Source organism: Pseudomonas sp. TE12508 (genome assembly GCF_056279485.1).
On record NZ_JBWCCN010000013.1, the window covers coordinates 80,811 to 100,620 of the forward strand.

A 19,810-nucleotide genomic window follows, 5' to 3' on the forward strand; every position below is an offset into this window, starting at 1 on the left:
ATCACATGAAGCGCAAAAATATTCTTTTCATCATGGCCGATCAAATGGCCGCGCCAATGTTGCCGTTCTACGGCCCTTCGCCGATCAAACTGCCGAATCTCAGCCGCCTCGCCGCCGAAGGCGTGGTGTTCGACGCCGCTTATTGCAATAGCCCTCTTTGCGCGCCGTCGCGTTTTACTCTGGTCAGTGGTCAGCTGCCGAGCAAGATCGGCGCCTACGATAACGCGGCCGACTTCCCCGCCGATGTTCCGACCTATGCCCACTACCTGCGGCGCCTTGGTTATCGCACCGCACTGTCGGGCAAGATGCATTTCTGCGGCCCGGACCAGTTGCACGGCTACGAAGAACGCCTGACCAGCGACATCTACCCGGCCGATTACGGTTGGTCGGTGAACTGGGATGAGCCGGATGTGCGTCCAACTTGGTATCACAACATGTCGTCGGTCCTGCAAGCCGGGCCGTGCGTGCGCACCAATCAGCTGGATTTCGACGAAGAGGTTGTATTCAAGGCCCAGCAATACCTGTTCGACCACATCCGCGAGGAGGGCGATCAGCCGTTTTGTCTGACCGTGTCGATGACTCACCCACACGATCCGTACACGATTCCCAAAGCTTTTTGGGATCTGTACGACGACGCCGACATCCCTTTACCGGAAACCCCGGCCCAAACCGGACTCGATCCTCACTCCCAGCGTTTGCTCAAGGTCTATGACCTGTGGGACAAGCCGCTGCCTGTGGATAAGATTCGCGACGCGCGCCGCGCCTACTTCGGTGCGTGCAGCTATATCGACAGCAACGTCGGCAAACTTCTGCAAACACTCGAGGAAACCGGGCTGATCGATGACACCATCATCGTATTCTCCGGTGACCACGGCGACATGCTCGGCGAGCGCGGCCTCTGGTACAAAATGCACTGGTACGAAATGGCTGCCCGTGTACCGCTGTTGATCAGTGCACCGGGGCAATTCGGGGCTGGGCGGGTCAGCGCAGCGGTGTCCACTGCCGACCTGCTGCCGACGTTTGTGGAAATGGCCGGCGGCTCACTGGAGCCTGGTCTGCCGTTGGACGGCCGCTCTCTGGTTTCGCATCTGCAAGGGCAGGGCGGTCACGACGAAGTGTTTGGTGAGTACATGGCCGAAGGCACCATCAGCCCGTTGATGATGATTCGCCGTGGCGCCTACAAATTCATCTACAGCGAAGACGACCCTTGCCTACTCTTCGATGTACATAACGACCCGAAGGAACAGGAAGAACTCAGCCAATCGCCGCAATATCGGCAGCTTTTCGATGAGTTTATCGCCGAAGCGCGCGCCAAATGGGATATCCCGTCGATCCACCAACAGGTGCTCGCCAGTCAGCGACGCCGGCGTTTCGTCGCCGACGCCCTGACCATCGGCAAGCTGAAGAGCTGGGATCACCAGCCTCTGGTGGACGCCAGTCAGCAGTACATGCGCAACCACATCGACCTCGACGATCTGGAACGTAAAGCACGTTATCCACAACCCTGCCAAAACCAATAACGTTAAGGGGAAGTCCATGCAAAGGTTATCCACAGTACTGACGGTCGGGCTTCTGGCTCTGGGCAGTGCCTCGGCCTACGCCGAGCAAAGCTGCGAGACGGTGAAAATGGCCGACCCTGGCTGGAGCGACATCGCTGCAACCAACGCCATCACCGGGTTTCTGCTGGACGGCATGGGCTACAAGGCCAAGGTCGACACGCTGGCGGTGCCAATCACCTTCGGCGGCCTGAAGGATGGCCAGGTGGACCTGTTTTTGGGTAACTGGATGCCGGCGCAGCAGGGCTTCTACGACAAGTTCGTGGCCAATGGCGACGTTACTCAACTGGCGAAGAACCTCGACGGCACCGAGTTCACGCTGGCGGTTCCGGATTACGTTTGGGACGCGGGTGTGCATAGCTTTAATGACTTGAACAAGTTCGCCGACAAGTTTGACAAGAAGATCTATGGCATCGGCTCAGGCGCCCCGGCGAACATTTCGCTGCAAGAGATCATCAAGAAGAACGATTTCGATATGGGTCAGTGGAAACTGATTGAGTCCAGTGAGCAGGCGATGCTGGCCGAAGTGTCTCGCGCCGTGAAGAAACAGAAGTTCGTGACCTTCCTCGGCTGGACACCCCACCCGATGAACGTGCAACTGAAAATGCATTACCTGAAGGGTGGCGAGAAGTACTTCGGCGACACCGGCAGCGTTTATACACTGACCCGCAAAGGTTATGCACAGGCCTGCCCGAATGTCGGCAAACTGCTCACCAACCTGAGTTTTACCCAGGAAATGGAGAACAGCATCATGGCCGAGGTGGTGAATAAAAAGATCAGCAATGCCGCGGCGGCCAAGGCGTGGATCAAGGCCAACCCGGCGGTGCTGGATAAGTGGCTGGACGGTGTGAAGACCGTTGACGGGAAGGATGCATTGCCGGCCGTGAAAGCGAAGCTGTAACTCCCTGCGCCGATCGTTCCCACGCTCCGCGTGGGAATGCATCCCGTGACGCTCCGCGTCACATTCAGAAGCGGACGCGGAGCGTCCATGGCGGCATTCCCACGCGGAGCGTGGGAACGATCAGCGATCGGTGTCTCGTCCTGCTACCCTTGCGCAAAACCCCGCCCGAGAGGACCCATGGCCTTCCCCAGCCGTCATTCACTCTTCCCCTTCCTGACCTGGTTGCCCCGGCAAACCCGCGCCAGCGTCGGTCGTGACCTGATCGTCGGCCTGAGCGGTGCGATTCTCGCGTTGCCACAATCCATTGCCTACGCCCTGATCGCCGGTCTTCCACCGGAATACGGGTTGTACGCCGCGATTATCCCGGTGCTGATCGCCTGCCTCTGGGGTTCGTCGTGGCATTTGATCTGCGGTCCTACGGCGGCCATTTCCATCGTCCTGTACGCCAGCGTCAGTCCTCTGGCCGTCCCCGCGTCGCAGGACTACGTCACGCTGATCCTGCTTCTGACACTCCTGGCGGGCATATTCCAGTGGCTCCTGGGTTTGCTGCGTTTCGGCGCCTTGGTGAATTTCGTCTCTCACTCGGTGGTGCTGGGCTTCACCCTCGGCGCAGCGGTGGTGATTGCCATTGGGCAACTGCCGAACTTGCTTGGGCTGGATGTGCCCAACCAGGCCACGGCGCTGAACAGCCTGCTGCTGTTGTTCAGTCATCTCAGTGAGGTGGACAAACCCTCGCTGGTACTGGGTCTGGCCACGGTCGGGGTGGGCATCGCGCTGAAACTGCTGGTGCCGCGCTGGCCGACGTTGTTGATCGCTCTGGCCTTGAGCGGATTGCTGGTGTGGCTGTGGCCAGCGATGTTCGGCCATGTGCAGTTGGTGAGCGCCTTTGTCGGACGGCTGCCGCCCTTCAGCCCGTTGCCGCTGGATCTGGATCTGGTGTTGCGCCTGCTGCCCAGCGCGGTGGCGGTCGGCATGCTCGGGCTGGTGACGAGCCTGTCGATTGCCCGCTCCTTGTCGGCGCGTTCGCAACAGTTGCTCGACGCCAATCAAGAAGTCCGCGCGCAGGGTTTTTCGAACATGGTCGGTGCGTTTTTTTCCGGGTCGCTGTCAGCCGGTTCCTTCACCCGCTCGGCCCTGAGCTATGACGCCGGTGCCTGCTCACCGTTGGCGGGGGTCTTTTCCGCGGTGTGGGTGGCCCTATTCGCTATCTTCGGTGCGGTATTGATCGCGCACATTCCGATCCCGGCCATGGCCGGCAGCATTTTGTTGATCGCTTGGGGATTGGTCGACCATCGCGGCATTCGCGCGTTGTTGCGGGTCAGCCGTGCCGAGTTTCTGGTCATGGCGCTGACCTGTGTCGCGACGCTGTTGCTGGAGTTGCAAACGGCGATCTACGCCGGAGTGCTGGCGTCGTTGTTCTTTTACCTCAAACGCACCTCGCAACCTCGGGTGCAGCATTGGCGTGAGGGCGACGAAGACATTCTGCGAGTCGGCGGTTCGATCTTTTTCGGCGCCAGCCATTACCTGCAAGTGCGTTTGCAACGGATGCACGGCGCGCGGGTAGTGATCGAGGCGCAGCAGATCAACTTCATCGACTATTCGGGCGTGGAAATGCTGCACCAGGAAGCGCGACGGCTGCTGCGCCAGGATCGCAGCCTGACCCTGCGGCGGGCACGACCGCAAGTGGTGGAGGAATTGAGAAAGCTCGAAGGCACGGAGAAATGCCCGATCCGCTTCGAGGATTGAAACACCCAACCCTGGAATAAACACCGCCCTGTGGCGAGGGGGCTTGCCCCCGTTGGGGTGCGAAGCGCCCGCAGATTTCAGGGTCGCTTCGCAACCCAACGGGAGCAAGCTCCCTCGCCACAGAGAACTAAGCGGCCAATTGCCGTCGGAGTTCGGCCAGCACTGGCGCTGTATCCGGGCGCACACCGCGCCACAGGAAGAAAGCTTCCGCCGCCTGCTCGGCCAACATTCCCAAGCCATCCATCGCCACCGCCGCGCCGTGCTCGCTGGCCCAGCGGCAGAAGGAGGTCGGGTCCTTGCCGTACATCATGTCGTAGCAAACCGTCTTGCCCGGCTCGATCAAGCTGCTGGCAATCGGCGGTACATCGCCTGACAGGCTCGCCGACGTAGCGTTGATGATCAGGTCCACCGGCTCCTGCAACCAATCGAAACCACTGGCCGATACCGGCCCCAGATCCGCGAACAATTCGGCCAGCAATTCGGCTTTTTCCACCGTGCGGTTGGCGATGATCACTGACGCCGGTTGCTCCGCCAGCAACGGCTCCAGCGCCCCGCGCACCGCACCGCCGGCCCCGAGCAGCAGAATGCGTTTGCCCTTGAGACTGAAACCGGCATTGACCGTCAGGTCCCGTACCAGCCCGGCGCCATCGGTGTTGTCGCCCAGCAGGCTGCCATCGGCCAGTTTGCTCAGGGTATTCACCGCGCCGGCCCGCTGCGCTCGCTTGGTCAAGCTGTTCGCCAAACGATAGGCGTCTTCCTTGAACGGCACCGTCACATTCGCCCCACGCCCTTCACGGAAAAATGCCTGGGCACAGCCGGAAAAATCATCGAGGGGCGCCAGCAAGGTGCTGTAGTCCAGTTTTTGCCCCGTCTGCTCGGCGAACAGACGGTGGATCAGCGGCGACTTGCTGTGGCCAATCGGATTACCGAATACGACGTAACGATCCATCTACATTCCTCAACCGTAGAAGCTGCCGAAGGCTGCGATCTTGACTGCAGCCCCGACGATGCAAAAACTCAAACCCTGGAATCAGGCCTTGGCCAACCAATCGCGGTCTTGCAGGAAGTACTCGGTCAGGCGCGCTTCTTCACTGCCCGGCTCGGCTTTCCAGTCGTAGGCCCAGCGCACTTGCGGTGGCAGCGACATCAGGATCGACTCGGTACGCCCGCCCGATTGCAGGCCGAACAGCGTGCCGCGGTCATAGACCAGGTTGAACTCGACGTAACGACCACGGCGAAACTCCTGGAATTCACGCTGTTTGGCCGTGAACGCATCGTTCTTGCGGCGCTGCACGATTGGCAGGTAAGCGTCGATAAACGCATCGCCGATGGCGCGCATGAAGGCGAAGCTGGTGTCGAAGTCCCACTCGTTCAAGTCATCGAAAAACAGGCCGCCGATGCCACGCGGCTCGTGGCGATGCTTGATGTGGAAGTAACTGTCGCACCAGGCTTTGTAGCGCGGGTAGACGTCTGGCCCGAACGGCGCGCAGGCCTGTTCGGCGACGCGGTGCCAGTGCACACAGTCCTCCTCATTACCGTAATAAGGGGTCAGGTCGAAGCCGCCACCGAACCACCAGACCGGCTCTTCACCTTCTTTTTCAGCGATGAAAAAGCGCACATTGGCGTGGGACGTCGGTACATGGGGATTGTGCGGGTGAATCACCAAAGACACGCCCAGGGCTTCGAAGCCTCGGCCGGCCAGTTCTGGCCGATGAGCGCTGGCGGAGGGTGGGAGTCCACTGCCAAAGACGTGGGAAAAGTTGACGCCGCCCTTTTCGATGACCGCACCGTTTTCGATCACCCGGGTGCGACCGCCACCGCCGGCAGGGCGGGTCCAGGCGTCTTCGACGAAATGCGCTCCGCCGTCTTCAGCTTCCAGGGCAGCGCAAATGCGGTCTTGCAGGTCGAGCAGGTAGGCTTTTACGGCCTCGGTGCGGGTAGTCATGGCATCACCTTGAATCGGGCAAAGCTACGCGGCGCTCATACAGGCCGGCGGCAAATTGCTGCGTAGGATAACACTGCACCTTGTGCCGTCGCAGTTGACGAAGGTCAAGCTTTAAGAGTCCGATAGGGCGCTTGGCGCTACAACTCTAGAAGCTAATACTTAAGGAAAGTGCAGATGGCAAAGCGTATCCAGTTCCGCGCCCATGGCGGTCCCGAAGTGCTTGAGCATGTCGATTACCAGCCCGCCGAACCCGGCCCGCTGCAGGTGCGCGTGACCAACAAGGCTATCGGCCTGAACTTCATTGACACCTATTACCGCGGTGGCCTCTATGCGCCACCCGCCTTGCCGTCAGGCCTGGGCGCTGAAGGCGCGGGCGTGGTCGAAGCAGTCGGCAGCGAAGTCACCCGCTTCAAAATTGGCAATCGCGTGGCGTACGGCAGTGGGCCATTGGGCGCTTATAGCGACGTTCATGTATTGCCGGAAGCCAATCTGGTGCATCTGCCAGATGCCATCAGCTTCGAACAAGCCGCCGGCGTGATGCTCAAAGGCCTGACCGTGCAGTACCTGCTGCGTCAGACATATGAACTCAAGGGTGGCGAAACCATCCTGTTTCACGCAGCGGCGGGGGGCGTCGGTTCCCTGGCCTGCCAATGGGCCAAGGCCTTGGGCGTGAAGCTGATTGGCACGGTCAGTTCAGCAGAGAAAGCCACCCTGGCGAAAGCCAATGGTGCCTGGGCGACCATCGATTACAGCCATGAAAACGTCGCACAACGCGTGCTGGAATTGACTGACGGTAAAAAAGTGCCGGTGGTGTACGACGGCGTAGGCAAAGATACCTGGCTGACGTCGCTCGACAGCGTCGCGCCTCGGGGGCTGGTGGTGAGTTTCGGTAATGCTTCGGGCGCAGTAGACGGAGTGAACCTGGGGATTCTCGCGGGGAAGGGTTCGCTGTACGTGACCCGGCCGACCCTGGCGACCTACGCCAACAACGCTGAAAACCTGCAAAGCATGGCCGATGAGCTGTTCGAGATGATCATCAGCGGGAAGCTTACGGTGGACATCAGCCAGCGGTATCCATTGGCTGAAGCGGCCAAAGCGCAGATCGAATTGTCGGCGCGGCGTACGACTGGCTCGACGATTCTATTGCCTTGACACCAGACTGTGGCGAGGGGGCTTGCCCCCGTTGGACTGCGTAGCAGTCCCCAACGTGATAATGCGGTCTGTCAGCTAGAACACAGCGCTCATTGGCGGGTGCTTCGCACCCGAACGGGGGCAAGCCCCCTCGCCACATTAATCCGGGCGCACCACGTGGCCGGTCGCCAGATCGCGAATCACGCTCGGATTCTTGCGCCCACCCAGATTGCCACCCAGCACCCAATCAACCTGCCCGCGGAAATACTGCTCCACGCGAATCCGCGTCCGCGCCGCCGGTCGTCCCTGAGGGTTGGCCGAGGTTGAAACCAACGGCCCGACCAACGCACACAAATCCCGCACCAATGGGTGATCGCTAACCCGCAACGCCACCGTTTCATGCACACCGGTAATCCACTGGGGCAACATATTCTGATGCGGCACCAGCCAGGTGTTCGGGCCCGGCCAAGTGCTGGCCATGCGGTCCATCCACAATTCAGGGAAGTCTTCGAAGAGGAAGTCGAACTGGCGAATATTGTCGGCCACCAGAATCAACCCTTTTTCCACCGACCGCCCCTTGATCGCCAGCAGACGATAGACCGCCTCTTCGTCCCATGGGTCGCAACCCAGGCCCCAGACCGCTTCGGTTGGGTAGGCAATCACCGCGCCTGCGCGAATGGCTCGTGCGGCTTGTTGCACACGCCAACTGTTGACCATGAAAGACTCTCCGGAATAAGACTCTGCGCAGTTTACCGATCTTGCTTATAAAACCTAGTTTACCCGCGCAAACCATCGGCCGCTTTCGCAGACCGCCCGGCCGTCCATTTCCAGTTCCGTCAGCGCTGCCAGCACTTTTGACAACGCCCAGCCACTGGTGACCGCCAAGGCTTCACTGGTGTGGGGCGCTGCATGGAGCAATATGAGCAGCGGGTGAGTTTCCGTCGGTGTTTCTGTGGATAACGGCAGCCGTTGCCAGCCGCGCAAGGCCTCAAGGATGTGTTCTATGGTTTCCACCAGCACCGCACCGTCGCGGATCAGTTGATGGCAACCCTTTGCCCCAGGGTGATGGATCGATCCTGGAATCGCATACACCTCACGCCCCTGTTCCGCCGCCAGCCTCGCGGTGATCAACGAACCACTGGCAACACTCGCCTCGACCACGAGCACGCCGAGGGACAAACCGCTGATGATTCGATTGCGCCGGGGGAAGTTGCTGGGGGAAGGGCCGGCGTCCAGCGGGAACTCCGAAAGGACCGCGCTTCCCGAGGCGATCATGGTATCCGCCAGTCGCCGATTTCGCTGTGGATAAAAATTTTCCAGCCCCGTGCCAAGTACGCCGACCGTTTGCCCGCCAACATCCAGAGCCGCCTGATGCGCCGCAGCATCGATGCCCAGGGCCAGACCGCTGGTGATGACAAAACCGGCGCCGGCCAGCGTGCGGGAAAACGCGGCGGCGGTGTCCATGCCCGGTCGCGAAGCACGACGGCTGCCGACCATCGCCAGCTGTGGTTTTTCCAGTATTCCCGGATCGCCTGCGGCGAATAACAGCGGCGGCGCATCACTTATTTGCGCCAGCAACGCGGGGTAGTCAGGTTGGTCCCACATCAGTAAATGCTGGCCCGGGCGCTCTAACCAGGCTAATGCGTGACTGGCGCCGTCACGAATTTCGCTGGAGCGCCGGGCTTCCGCGCAGGCGAGTGGCAGGCCCAATGCACGCCAGGCGCTAGCCGGTGCGCTGATGGCTTTGGAGGCAGAGCCGAAGGCCTCTAGCAACTTCTTGAAACGCGCAGGACCGAGTCCCGGCAAACGGTGCAGGCGTAAACGAGCTTCCAGTTCCGCAGGGGAAATGGACGTACAGGCAGACAGCGACATGGATCATCCTTGATCGTTATATAGTCCCGTCGAATCGGGAATAAGCTGTGGATAACTCTGTTGGTAACTTGTTAGCAGGCTTAAGGATTTCGCACCTTGTCCATCACCGCCAGGGAGCGCGATGCGTTAAGGACCAGCCCGTAGCTGAGCTTGTCGTAGGTGCGGAATACCATCAGCAGCCCGGCCCGCTCGTCGGGAATTTTCAATGGCTGACCGGTAATCCGGTCACGCACGGTTTCACCGGTTTTCATCACCACCAGCACATTGCCTTCGGCCAGGCCATCGCGCTGCCCTTTGTTCAGCGTGACGACATCCAGCGCGCCGATCTGGGTGACCCCACGCGGCACATCAATAATCAAGCCGTTGATTTCGGTTGTCGGGGCACTGGGCATGAAGGTCGAATTGATCGAGCGTTCTTCGCCGCCGAACAAGCGGTCGCCGAGTCGCACTTCCTGAGTGGTGCGTTGCAGGGCCAGGGTGGCGACGTCGCCTTCAGTGGCAATGATCTCGCCGCCACCGATGTCGTCGGCGTTGATCCCCAGAAACTCCTTGCTCTGCGGATCGGTGTAGACCTTGCCCTGACGGAAGATGCCGTACACCGGTTGTGCCGGGTCGAAATGGCCACGCGCGAAAATTCGATCACCGGTGCCACTGAGCACCCGTTCGGCATCGCCGGCGACGATGTAGGGCGCCTTGTCGAAATCCTCCGCCTTGTCGACGATGCGATTGCTCAGCAGAAAGCTGTTGATCGATTTCAGCGGGATGCTCGGAATGGCATCGGCCACCGGCGAGCTGCGGATTCGTGGCGAAAGCTTGATGGTGCCCCGGGAAGCGCCGCGATTGAGGGTCAGGCGTGGCTGACCGTTGACGTAGACCAGCGACAGCGTATCGCCCGGATAGATGAGATTGGGGTTTTCGATCTGTGGATTGGCCTGCCAAAGCTGCGGCCACTCCCATGGCTCACGCAGGTATTTGGCGGAAATGTCCCAGAGTGTGTCCCCTGCCACCACGGTGTATTGCTGTGGAAAACCTTCCCTGAGTTGCACTTGCCCATGCGCAAAACCGGCCGAGGCCAGAAGGAGCAAGGCGAGTAGTGATTTCCTCATGCGGTGAATCCCTTTATTATGTACGTTCGCGTGAAACGCCAGAGCCCTCGTGGCTCGCTTCCGGCTCATTATTGAAAAGCGGGAAGCTACGTTCACAACGGTAGCCTGCATCCTCGGACTCGCCAGGCCATCGACCCGACTTTACCTCACACGTGCAGCAATTGAGCTTATGGCCATTTTAGACATCCTCGAATTCCCCGACTCGCGCCTGCGTACTATCGCCAAACCAGTGGCTGTAGTGGACGACGAAGTGCGTCAGTTGGTCGATGACATGTTTGAAACAATGTATGAAGCGCCAGGCATCGGCCTCGCCGCGACCCAGGTCAACGTGCACAAACGTATCGTCGTAATGGACCTCTCCGAAGACCGCAGCGAACCGCGAGTGTTCATCAACCCCGAGTTCGAAGTCCTGACTGACGAGGTGGACCAGTACCAGGAAGGCTGCCTCTCGGTGCCGGGCTTCTACGAAAACGTCGATCGCCCGCAAAAGGTCAAGATCAAGGCCCAGGACCGCGACGGCCAACCGTACGAACTGATCGCCGAAGGCCTGCTTGCGGTATGCATCCAGCATGAATGCGACCACCTCAACGGCAAATTGTTCGTTGATTACCTGTCCACGCTCAAACGCGACCGGATCAAGAAGAAACTGGAAAAGCTCCATCGCCAGAACGCTTGATGCCCTTCTTTCAAAGGCTTGCTGCGGCAAGCCTTTTTCTTTTGCGACTGCTTTGTAATTGAGAGCTTCCCATGACTGAGCCACTGCGCATTGTCTTTGCCGGTACCCCGGAATTCGCCGCCGAACACCTCAAGGCTCTGCTCGACAGTCCTTACGAGATCGTTGCGGTCTACACCCAACCGGACCGTCCGGCAGGCCGTGGGCAGAAGCTGATGCCGAGCCCGGTCAAGCAGTTGGCTCTGGAGCACAACATCCAGGTGTTGCAACCACCGACCCTGCGCAACGAAGACGCTCAGGCTGAACTGGCCGCACTGAAACCGGATTTGCTGGTGGTGGTCGCCTACGGCCTGATCCTGCCGCAAGTGGTGCTGGATATCCCGCGCCTGGGTTGCATCAACAGCCACGCCTCATTGTTGCCACGCTGGCGCGGTGCGGCGCCGATCCAGCGCGCCGTCGAAGCGGGCGACAGAGAAAGCGGCGTGACCGTGATGCGCATGGAGCTGGGCCTCGACACCGGGCCGATGTTGCTCAAAGTCACCACGCCGATCAGCGCGGAAGACACCGGCGGCAGCCTCCATGATCGCCTCGCAGAGATGGGCCCACCGGCCGTGGTGCAGGCGATTGCCGGCCTGGCTGCAGGCACTCTGGAAGGCGAAGTGCAGGACGACAGCCTCGCCACCTACGCACACAAATTGAACAAGGACGAAGCACGCATTGACTGGAGCCGTCCGGCGGTTGAGCTGGAGCGTCTGGTTCGCGCCTTCAACCCTTGGCCGATCACCCACAGCACGCTGAACGGCGAAGCGCTGAAAGTGTTGGCTGCGAGCCTGGCCGAAGGGCAGGGCGCGCCGGGTGAAATCCTCAGTGCCAGCAAGGACGGCTTGGTCGTCGCCTGCGGTGAACAGGCGCTGTGCCTGACCCGTCTGCAATTGCCCGGCGGCAAGGCGCTGAACTTCAGCGACTTGTTCAACAGCCGTCGTGAGAAATTCGCCGTCGGCACCGTTCTCGGTCAAGCGGCGGACGCTCAATGAATCCACGTCTGGCTGCCGCCAAGGCTCTTGCTGCTGTTCTTAACGGAAAAGCCTCACTCAACAGTTCTCTGCCGACGCAAATGGACAAGGTCGAAGACCGCGATCGCGGCTTCACCCAGGACCTGGCGTTCGGCACGGCTCGCTGGCAGCCACGTTTGTCGGCGTTGGCGGCCAAGTTGCTGCAAAAGCCGTTCAAGGCAGCTGATGCCGATGTCGAGGCGCTGTTGTTGGTCGGTCTCTACCAACTGCTCTACACCCGGGTTCCGGCCCACGCGGCCATCGGCGAAACCGTCGGTTGCGCCGACAAACTGAAAAAGCCGTGGGCCAAAGCCTTGCTCAACGCCGTACTGCGCCGCGCCCAACGGGAAAGCGAAGCGCTGCTGGCCGAGCTGGAACACGACCCGGTGGTGCGCACTGCTCACCCGCGCTGGCTGCAAAAATCCCTCAAAGCCTTCTGGCCTGAGCAGTGGGAAGCCATTTGCGCGGCGAACAACGCTCACCCGCCGATGATTTTGCGGGTCAACCGTCGCCATCACACCCGCGATGCTTATCTCGGGTTGCTGACTGACACTGGCATCGCTGCCAAGCCCTGCGTTTACAGTCAGGACGGCATCATCCTCGACGCAGCCGCCGATGTGCGCAGCCTCCCGGGTTTCGCCGAAGGCTGGATCAGCGTGCAGGACGAAGCCGCGCAACTGGCCGCCGACCTGCTGGACCTGGCGCCAGGCCAACGGGTGCTGGACGCCTGCTGCGCACCGGGCGGCAAGACCTGCCACATCCTTGAAGCCGAGCCCAAACTGGCCGGCGTGGTGGCGGTGGATCTGGAAGCCAAGCGTCTGGTGCGGGTGCGGGAAAACCTTGCACGCCTGGGCCTGAGCGCCGAACTGATCGCCGCCGACGGCCGCGACACCGCGACCTGGTGGGACGGCAAACCGTTCCAGCGCATTTTGCTGGACGCGCCGTGCTCGGCCACCGGGGTGATCCGTCGTCACCCGGACATCAAACTGACCCGCCAACCCGATGACATCGCCGCGCTGGCGGTGCTTCAGGGCGAGCTACTCGATGCCATGTGGATAACGTTGGAAGTGGGCGGCATTCTGCTTTACGCCACCTGCTCCACGCTGCCAACCGAGAACACCGAAGTCATCGAAGCGTTCCTCGCTCGCACACCGGGTGCCCGTGAACTCGACATCGCCAGTCAGGCCGGCATCAAGCAGCCCCATGGTCGCCAATTACTGGCCCAGGAAGGCGGCCACGACGGGTTCTACTACGCCAAGCTGATCAAGATTGCCGCCGCGCGCGGTTAACCGGTTTTAAGGGAGTGACTGGATGAAAATCATCATCCTCGGCGCAGGGCAGGTCGGCGGTTCGCTGGCGGAACACTTGGCCAGCGAGGCCAACGACATCACCGTGGTCGACACCGATGGCGAACGCCTGCGTGACCTCGGCGATCGGCTGGACATCCGCACCGTGCAGGGTCGCGGTTCGCTGCCGACCATCCTGCGTCAGGCCGGCGCCGACGACGCCGACATGTTGGTTGCAGTGACCAACAGTGACGAAACCAACATGGTGGCCTGTCAGGTCGCTCACACTCTGTTTCACACACCGACCAAGATCGCCCGGGTCCGCGAAGCCGCGTACCTGACCCGCGCCGAACTGTTCGATAACGAAGCGATTCCGGTCGACGTGCTGATCAGTCCGGAGCAAGTCGTTACCAACTACATCAAGCGCCTGATCCAGCATCCGGGTGCGTTGCAGGTAATCGACTTCGCCGAAGGCAAGGCGCAACTGGTGGCAGTGAAAGCCTATTACGGCGGTCCGTTGGTGGGTCAGCAATTGCGCCAGTTGCGTGAACACATGCCGAACGTCGAAACCCGCGTTGCGGCGATTTTCCGTCGTGACCGGCCGATCCTGCCCCAGGGCGATACGGTGATCGAGGCCGACGATGAAGTATTTTTCATCGCCGCCAAAGCGAACATTCGCGCGGTGATGAGCGAAATGCGCCGCCTTGATGAGAGCTACAAACGTATCGTCATCGCTGGCGGCGGGCAGATTGGCGAGCGCTTGGCCGAGGCCATCGAAAGCCGTTATCAGGTGAAGATCATCGAGATGAACCCGGCCCGCTGCCGCCATCTCTCGGACACCCTCGACAGCACCGTGGTGTTGCAGGGCAGTGCCTCCGACCGCGACCTGCTGATCGAGGAGAACATCGCCGACGCCGATATCTTCCTGGCGCTGACCAACGACGACGAAGCCAACATCATGTCGTCGCTACTGGCCAAGCGCCTGGGCGCGAAGAAGGTGATGACGATCATCAACAACCCGGCCTACGTCGACCTGATCCAGGGTGGCGACATCGACATCGCCATCAGCCCGCAATTGGCGACCATCGGCACCTTGCTGGCCCACGTGCGGCGCGGCGATATCGTCAGCGTGCACTCATTGCGTCGAGGTGCGGCGGAAGCCATTGAGGCCATCGCCCACGGTGATTCGAAGTCGAGCAAGGTGATCGGCAAGGCCATTGAAAACATCGGCCTGCCACCAGGAACCACCATTGGCGCGATCATCCGCGACGAAGAAGTGATCATCGCCCACGACAACACAGTGATCGAAGCTGGCGACCATGTGATTCTGTTCCTTGTGGATAAGAAGCATATTCGGGATGTGGAGAAGCTGTTTCATGTGGGGTTGAGCTTCTTCTGATGATCGTTCCCACGCTCTGCGTGGGAATGCCTCAACGGACGCTCCGCGTTCGGCTTTGAATGGGACGCAGAGCGTCCCGGGCTGCATTCCCACGCGGAGCGTGGGAACGATCACTGACTGAGGAAGCACCATGATCGAATCCCTGGAAAAAATGCTCGCCAAGGGTGTGGATAACTCGCTGCTGCGCTTCGGCCTGGGCAAGGGTTATCTGGATCTGGGTGAAAATGCCAAGGCCGCAGAGCATTTCCAGCGCTGCGTCGAGTTCGATCCGAAGTATTCGGCGGCCTGGAAGCTATTGGGCAAGGCCCATCTGGCGCTGGCGGATTACGCGGCGGCACGTCAGGCCTGGGAACAGGGCCTGGAAGCCGCCCGCAACCATGGCGACAAACAGGCCGAGAAGGAAATGACGGTGTTTTTGAAAAAGCTTGAGCGTCAGGCGCACTGATCAGAGGCAACTCAGGCCAAAGATCAAAAGATCGCAGCCTGCGGCAGCTCCTACTGGGTGTACGCCGCGCCTTTTGTAGGAGCTTGCGATCTTTTGATTTTTACCGGGGATTATCCACAGCAGCATCAGTACCAGCGTTCTTCGCCTGGCGGACGCTTCTTGAAGCGCTTCATGCTCCACATGTACTGGCTCGGATAAGCCCGCACATAGCGCTCGACCACTTGGCTCATCGCCGCGCAGGAGGTTTCGGTATCGGTGCTGTACATAGCCTCCGGGGCGGCTTCGAGGATCACTTTGTAACCCGAACCGTCCGGTAGCCGCAGGGCATGCAGGAACACGCCGACCGCTTTGCCGCCGGCCAGCATGTTCGGCACGAATTTACTGGTCAGGGCCTGAGTGGCGAAGAACGGCACGAAGATCCCGGCGGATTCGGCCGGTTCCGGGTCAGCCGGAATGCCCACTGCCCCCCCTTTGCGCACTTCCTTGATCACGCTGAGGATGCCTTCCTTGGTGGAAGCGGCTACTCGGTTACCCAATTGCACCCGCTGCTTGCGCAGCAACTCATCCACCGCCTTGAGCTTGGGCGGACGGTAGAAAATGATCGGTTTGCACTGGTTGCAATAGAAGTGGTTCAACACTTCCCAGTTGCCCAGGTGGCTGGTGATGCCGACCACGCCTTTGCCGGAGGCGAGGGCGTCTTTAAGCACATCGAGACCTTCGACTTCGCGCACCAGGTCGATGGAACGCTGGGCCGGCCAGATCCATGCGCAGGCGCTCTCGGTCAGGGACTTGCCGATGTCTTTCAGGCTCTGTCCGACTAAACGCTCGCGTTCGGCCGGGTCCATCTGCGGGAAGCACTTGGCGAGGTTGATCCGCACCACGTCGCGGGAACGGTTGGGGGTTTTCCACATGATCCAGCCAATTGCTGAACCCACCGCCTGCACTGCCCGCCAAGGAAGCAGGGCAAACAGACGCAGAGCGCCTACCAGCAAGGCGCCTTTCAACTTATCCACAGGTCACTCCTGATCTTGTGCTGTGCGCGAGGCGGCTATTCTAACCGCCGTTCGCCAAGGTGGCGTAGCGATCGCAATCCCGGGTGTGGTCCATGACCATGCCCGAGGCCTGCATCAACGCGTAACAAATGGTCGGGCCGACGAACGTGAATCCGGCTTTTTTCAGGCCTTTGCTCATCTCGACGGCAACCGGTGTCACGGCCGGCACTTCACTGCGATCCTTGAGATGATTGATCACAGGCGTGCCACCGACGAACGACCAGAGAAACGCCACCGGGTCCTCCAGCGCCAGCCAGGCCTGGGCATTACGCCGGGCCGCGTTGAGTTTGAGGCGATTGCGGATGATCCCCGGATCGAGCATCAATTCATCGATTTCCGCGTCGCTCATCTGTGCCACACGCTGCACGTCGAAACCAAACAGCACCTCGCGATAACGCTCTCGTTTGCGCAACACGGTGATCCAGGAAAGCCCGGCCTGGAACCCTTCGAGCAAAAGCAACTCGAACAAACCCTGCGCATCGCGTAGCGGCGTGCCCCACTCCTGATCGTGATAAGCCATGTACAGCGGATCTTCGGTACACCAAAAGCAGCGTGGCATAAGGCTCCAGGGGGCGTGCGCAGGACCGAATCGGGTATACTCCCGCTCTTTAAATCGCAGCCCAAGAAACAGGTGAATTTCGTGAGCCAGCCTACGCCAGCCGTGCGTACCTTCCAAGACTTGATCCTCGCCCTCCAGCAATACTGGGCCGAGCAAGGTTGTGTGGTACTTCAGCCCTACGATATGGAAGTAGGCGCCGGCACTTTCCACACTGCCACGTTCCTGCGCGCCATTGGCCCGGAAACCTGGAACGCCGCTTATGTGCAGCCCAGTCGTCGCCCGACTGACGGCCGCTACGGCGAAAACCCGAACCGTCTGCAGCACTACTACCAGTTCCAGGTAGTCCTGAAGCCGAACCCGGACAACTTCCAGGAACTGTACCTGGGCTCCCTCAAGCACGTGGGTCTCGACCCGCTGGTGCACGACATCCGTTTCGTCGAAGACAACTGGGAGTCGCCAACGCTGGGCGCCTGGGGTCTGGGCTGGGAAGTCTGGCTCAACGGCATGGAAGTGACGCAGTTCACTTACTTCCAGCAAGCGGGCGGCATCGAGTGCTACCCGGTGACCGGCGAGATCACTTACGGTCTTGAGCGTCTGGCCATGTACCTGCAAGGCGTGGACTCGGTCTACGACCTGGTCTGGGCTGACGGTCCGTTCGGCAAGGTGACCTACGGCGACGTGTTCCACCAGAACGAAGTGGAGCAGTCGACCTACAACTTCGAACACGCCAACGTCGAGAAGCTGTTCGAGTTGTTCGACTTCTACGAAAGCGAAGCCAAGCGCCTGATCGAACTTGATCAGCCATTGCCGTTGCCGAGCTACGAAATGGTGTTGAAGGCTTCCCACACCTTCAACCTGCTGGATGCGCGCCGGGCGATCTCGGTGACCGCGCGTCAGCAATACATTCTGCGTGTACGCACCCTGGCGCGTTCCGTTGCGCAAGCCTACCTGCTGGCTCGCGCCAAGCTGGGCTTCCCGATGGCGACCCCGGACCTGCGTGATGAAGTACTGGCCAAGCTGGAGGCTGCACAATGAGTGCTCAAGATTTTCTGGTTGAACTGGGCACCGAAGAACTGCCACCCAAAGCCCTGAATACCCTGGCCGAAGCGTTTATGGCCGGTATCGACAAAGGCCTGCAAGCTGCCGGCCTGAACTACGAAACCAAAACCGTCTACGCCGCGCCACGTCGTCTGGCCGTGCTGATCACCGCGCTGGCGACCCAGCAGCCGGATCGCAGCATCAACCTCGACGGCCCGCCACGTCAGGCCGCGTTCGATGCCGAAGGCAACCCGACTCAAGCAGCCCTGGGCTTCGCCAAGAAGTGCGGCGTCGACCTGAGCGAGATCGATCAGAGCGGTCCAAAACTGCGCTACAGCCAAAGCATCGCCGGCAAGCCGACCGCGAGCCTGATGCCGACCATCGTTGAAGACTCCCTGAACGACCTGCCTATCCCCAAGCGCATGCGCTGGGGTGCTCGCAAAGAAGAATTCGTTCGCCCGACCCAATGGCTGGTGATGCTGCTTGGTGACCATGTCATCGACTGCACCATCCTTGCCCAGAAGTCCGGCCGCGATTCCCGTGGTCACCGCTTCCACCATCCTGAAAGCGTGCGCATCACCTCGCCGGCCAACTACCTGAGCGATCTGCGTGCGGCTTATGTGCTGGCCGACGCCAACGAACGTCGCGAGCTGATCAGCAAGCGCACCGAAGAACTGGCGACGCTGCAGGAAGGTACGGCGATCGTGCCACCGGGCCTGCTCGACGAAGTGACCGCGCTGGTTGAATGGCCGGTGCCGCTGGTGTGCTCGTTCGAAGAACGCTTCCTCGACGTGCCGCAAGAAGCGCTGATCACCACCATGCAGGACAACCAGAAGTATTTCTGCCTGCTGGATGCCGACGGCAAGTTGCTGCCTCGTTTCATTACCGTGGCCAACATCGAAAGCAAAGACCCGCAGCAGATCATCGCCGGTAACGAGAAAGTGGTTCGCCCACGCCTGACCGACGCCGAGTTCTTCTTCAAGCAAGACAAGAAGCAAAAACTCGAAGAGTTCAATCTGCGCCTGCAGAATGTGGTGTTCCAGGAAAAACTCGGCAGCGTCTACGACAAGGCCGAACGTGTTTCCAGACTTGCCGCATTCATTGCTCAACGCATTGGCGGCAACGCTGCATGGGCTTCCCGTGCCGGTCTGCTGTCCAAGTGCGACCTGGCGACCGAAATGGTCGGCGAGTTCCCGGAGATGCAAGGTGTCGCCGGTTACTACTACGCCCTCAACGACGGCGAGCCGGAAGAAGTCGCCCTGGCGCTGAACGAGCAGTACATGCCGCGCGGTGCCGGTGCTGAACTGCCGACCACCCTGACCGGTGCGGCCGTGGCCATCGCCGACAAGCTCGACACGCTGGTGGGTATTTTCGGTATCGGCATGTTGCCAACCGGGAGCAAAGACCCGTACGCCCTGCGCCGTGCTGCGCTGGGTGTGTTGCGGATCCTGATCGACAAGAAGCTCGACCTCGACCTGAACGACGCCGTGGCGTTTGCCGTGAATGCGTTCGGTACCAAGGTCAAAGCTGCCGGCCTGAATGACTCGGTGCTGGAATTCATCTTCGATCGTCTGCGTGCCCGTTATGAAGACGAAGGCGTTGATGTCGGGACTTACCTGTCGGTCCGTGCCCTGAAGCCGGGTTCGGCGCTGGATTTCGATCAGCGTGTACAAGCGGTAGAAGCGTTCCGCAAATTGCCGGAAGCCGCTGCGCTGGCCGCGGTGAACAAGCGTGTTTCGAACTTGCTGAGCAAGGTCGAAGGCACCGTTCCTTCGGTCGTTGAAGCCAAGTACTTCGACAACGCCAACGAGTTTTCCCTGTATTCGGCGATCCAGCAGGCTGACCAGGCTGTTCAGCCAATGGCGGCTGCGCGTCAGTACAGCGAATCGCTGGCACGTCTGGCCGCCTTGCGCGAGCCGGTGGATGCGTTCTTCGAAGCGGTGATGGTCAACGCCGAAGATGCCAAGGTGCGAGCCAACCGCTATGCGCTGCTGGCGCGTCTGCGTGGCTTGTTCCTCGGCGTCGCCGACATTTCGCTGCTGGGCTAAG

Annotated in this window: 18 protein-coding genes; 11 read left to right on the forward strand and 7 right to left on the reverse strand. The window is 60.5% G+C overall.

All coding sequences use genetic code 11. From position 1 onward, the window contains the following. The first annotated feature begins 5 nt into the window (after positions 1-5). The 3 genes from betC (at position 6) to ACZ9IM_RS18680 (ending at position 4,203) form a co-directional block, all read left to right on the forward strand. Positions 6-1,520, forward strand: a complete 1,515-nt coding sequence (gene betC / locus ACZ9IM_RS18670) for a choline-sulfatase (protein ID WP_427626059.1) — start codon at positions 6-8, stop codon at positions 1,518-1,520. 16 nt (positions 1,521-1,536) lie between these two features. Then, positions 1,537-2,457, forward strand: a complete 921-nt coding sequence (gene choX, locus ACZ9IM_RS18675) for a choline ABC transporter substrate-binding protein (protein WP_476224670.1) — start codon at positions 1,537-1,539, stop codon at positions 2,455-2,457. Positions 2,458-2,634: 177 nt separating this feature from the next. Beyond that, positions 2,635-4,203 (forward strand): SulP family inorganic anion transporter, encoded by a 1,569-nt coding sequence (locus tag ACZ9IM_RS18680; protein WP_476224671.1) that lies wholly within the window; start codon positions 2,635-2,637, stop codon positions 4,201-4,203. Between the two features lie 127 nt (positions 4,204-4,330). Here the strand turns inward: ACZ9IM_RS18680 and aroE are convergent, their stop codons facing one another. Together aroE and hemF are read right to left on the reverse strand one after the other, a co-directional pair. Continuing rightward, entirely contained in the window at positions 4,331-5,152 is an 822-nt protein-coding gene (aroE, locus tag ACZ9IM_RS18685; RefSeq protein ID WP_427626056.1) for a shikimate dehydrogenase, read from the reverse strand. 81 nt (positions 5,153-5,233) lie between these two features. After that, the gene (hemF, locus tag ACZ9IM_RS18690) at positions 5,234-6,148 is read right to left on the reverse strand and encodes an oxygen-dependent coproporphyrinogen oxidase (protein ID WP_008076302.1); all 915 of its coding nucleotides are present in this window, start codon (positions 6,146-6,148) and stop codon (positions 5,234-5,236) included. A 174-nt stretch (positions 6,149-6,322) separates the two neighbouring features. Here hemF and ACZ9IM_RS18695 point away from each other — a divergent pair, with 174 nt between their 5' ends. Beyond that, on the forward strand, positions 6,323-7,300 hold the full coding sequence (locus ACZ9IM_RS18695) for an NADPH:quinone reductase (protein WP_427626055.1): 978 nt from the start codon (positions 6,323-6,325) through the stop codon (positions 7,298-7,300). Between the two features lie 138 nt (positions 7,301-7,438). Here the strand turns inward: ACZ9IM_RS18695 and tsaC are convergent, their stop codons facing one another. The 3 genes from tsaC to ACZ9IM_RS18710 all read right to left on the reverse strand — a co-directional run bounded on the left by tsaC (position 7,439) and on the right by ACZ9IM_RS18710 (position 10,257). Further along, positions 7,439-7,996 (reverse strand): L-threonylcarbamoyladenylate synthase type 1 TsaC, encoded by a 558-nt coding sequence (gene tsaC, locus ACZ9IM_RS18700; RefSeq protein WP_008007923.1) that lies wholly within the window; start codon positions 7,994-7,996, stop codon positions 7,439-7,441. A 54-nt stretch (positions 7,997-8,050) separates the two neighbouring features. After that, complete coding sequence (gene dprA / locus ACZ9IM_RS18705; RefSeq protein WP_427626054.1) at positions 8,051-9,151, reverse strand: DNA-processing protein DprA; 1,101 nt, start codon at positions 9,149-9,151, stop codon at positions 8,051-8,053. An 80-nt stretch (positions 9,152-9,231) separates the two neighbouring features. After that, a complete protein-coding gene (locus tag ACZ9IM_RS18710; protein WP_063342017.1) occupies positions 9,232-10,257 on the reverse strand; it encodes a LysM peptidoglycan-binding domain-containing protein in 1,026 nt (341 codons plus the stop codon). A gap of 169 nt (positions 10,258-10,426) precedes the next feature. Here ACZ9IM_RS18710 and def point away from each other — a divergent pair, with 169 nt between their 5' ends. From def to ACZ9IM_RS18735, 5 genes are all read left to right on the forward strand, one after another. Further along, positions 10,427-10,933 (forward strand): peptide deformylase, encoded by a 507-nt coding sequence (def, locus tag ACZ9IM_RS18715; RefSeq protein ID WP_007902944.1) that lies wholly within the window; start codon positions 10,427-10,429, stop codon positions 10,931-10,933. A 71-nt stretch (positions 10,934-11,004) separates the two neighbouring features. Further along, on the forward strand, positions 11,005-11,964 hold the full coding sequence (gene fmt / locus ACZ9IM_RS18720; protein WP_427626052.1) for a methionyl-tRNA formyltransferase: 960 nt from the start codon (positions 11,005-11,007) through the stop codon (positions 11,962-11,964). Then, entirely contained in the window at positions 11,961-13,271 is a 1,311-nt protein-coding gene (gene rsmB / locus ACZ9IM_RS18725; RefSeq protein WP_427626051.1) for a 16S rRNA (cytosine(967)-C(5))-methyltransferase RsmB, read from the forward strand. Before fmt ends, rsmB begins: the two co-directional genes overlap by 4 nt. Positions 13,272-13,293: 22 nt before the next feature. Then, complete coding sequence (gene trkA, locus ACZ9IM_RS18730; protein ID WP_008076315.1) at positions 13,294-14,667, forward strand: Trk system potassium transporter TrkA; 1,374 nt, start codon at positions 13,294-13,296, stop codon at positions 14,665-14,667. A 130-nt stretch (positions 14,668-14,797) separates the two neighbouring features. Further along, positions 14,798-15,112, forward strand: a complete 315-nt coding sequence (locus ACZ9IM_RS18735; protein ID WP_008007911.1) for a tetratricopeptide repeat protein — start codon at positions 14,798-14,800, stop codon at positions 15,110-15,112. 125 nt (positions 15,113-15,237) lie between these two features. Here ACZ9IM_RS18735 and ACZ9IM_RS18740 read toward each other — a convergent pair whose 3' ends face one another. Together ACZ9IM_RS18740 and tag are read right to left on the reverse strand one after the other, a co-directional pair. Further along, the gene (locus ACZ9IM_RS18740; RefSeq protein WP_008007909.1) at positions 15,238-16,125 is read right to left on the reverse strand and encodes a lysophospholipid acyltransferase; all 888 of its coding nucleotides are present in this window, start codon (positions 16,123-16,125) and stop codon (positions 15,238-15,240) included. 40 nt (positions 16,126-16,165) lie between these two features. Continuing rightward, the gene (gene tag, locus ACZ9IM_RS18745) at positions 16,166-16,723 is read right to left on the reverse strand and encodes a DNA-3-methyladenine glycosylase I (protein ID WP_476224672.1); all 558 of its coding nucleotides are present in this window, start codon (positions 16,721-16,723) and stop codon (positions 16,166-16,168) included. 81 nt (positions 16,724-16,804) lie between these two features. Here tag and glyQ point away from each other — a divergent pair, with 81 nt between their 5' ends. Together glyQ and glyS are read left to right on the forward strand one after the other, a co-directional pair. Continuing rightward, the gene (glyQ, locus tag ACZ9IM_RS18750) at positions 16,805-17,758 is read left to right on the forward strand and encodes a glycine--tRNA ligase subunit alpha (protein WP_003213601.1); all 954 of its coding nucleotides are present in this window, start codon (positions 16,805-16,807) and stop codon (positions 17,756-17,758) included. Continuing rightward, positions 17,755-19,809, forward strand: coding sequence for a glycine--tRNA ligase subunit beta (gene glyS / locus ACZ9IM_RS18755; protein WP_476224675.1), 2,055 nt, complete (start codon positions 17,755-17,757; stop codon positions 19,807-19,809). Before glyQ ends, glyS begins: the two co-directional genes overlap by 4 nt. The last annotated feature ends 1 nt before the right edge of the window (position 19,810 follow it).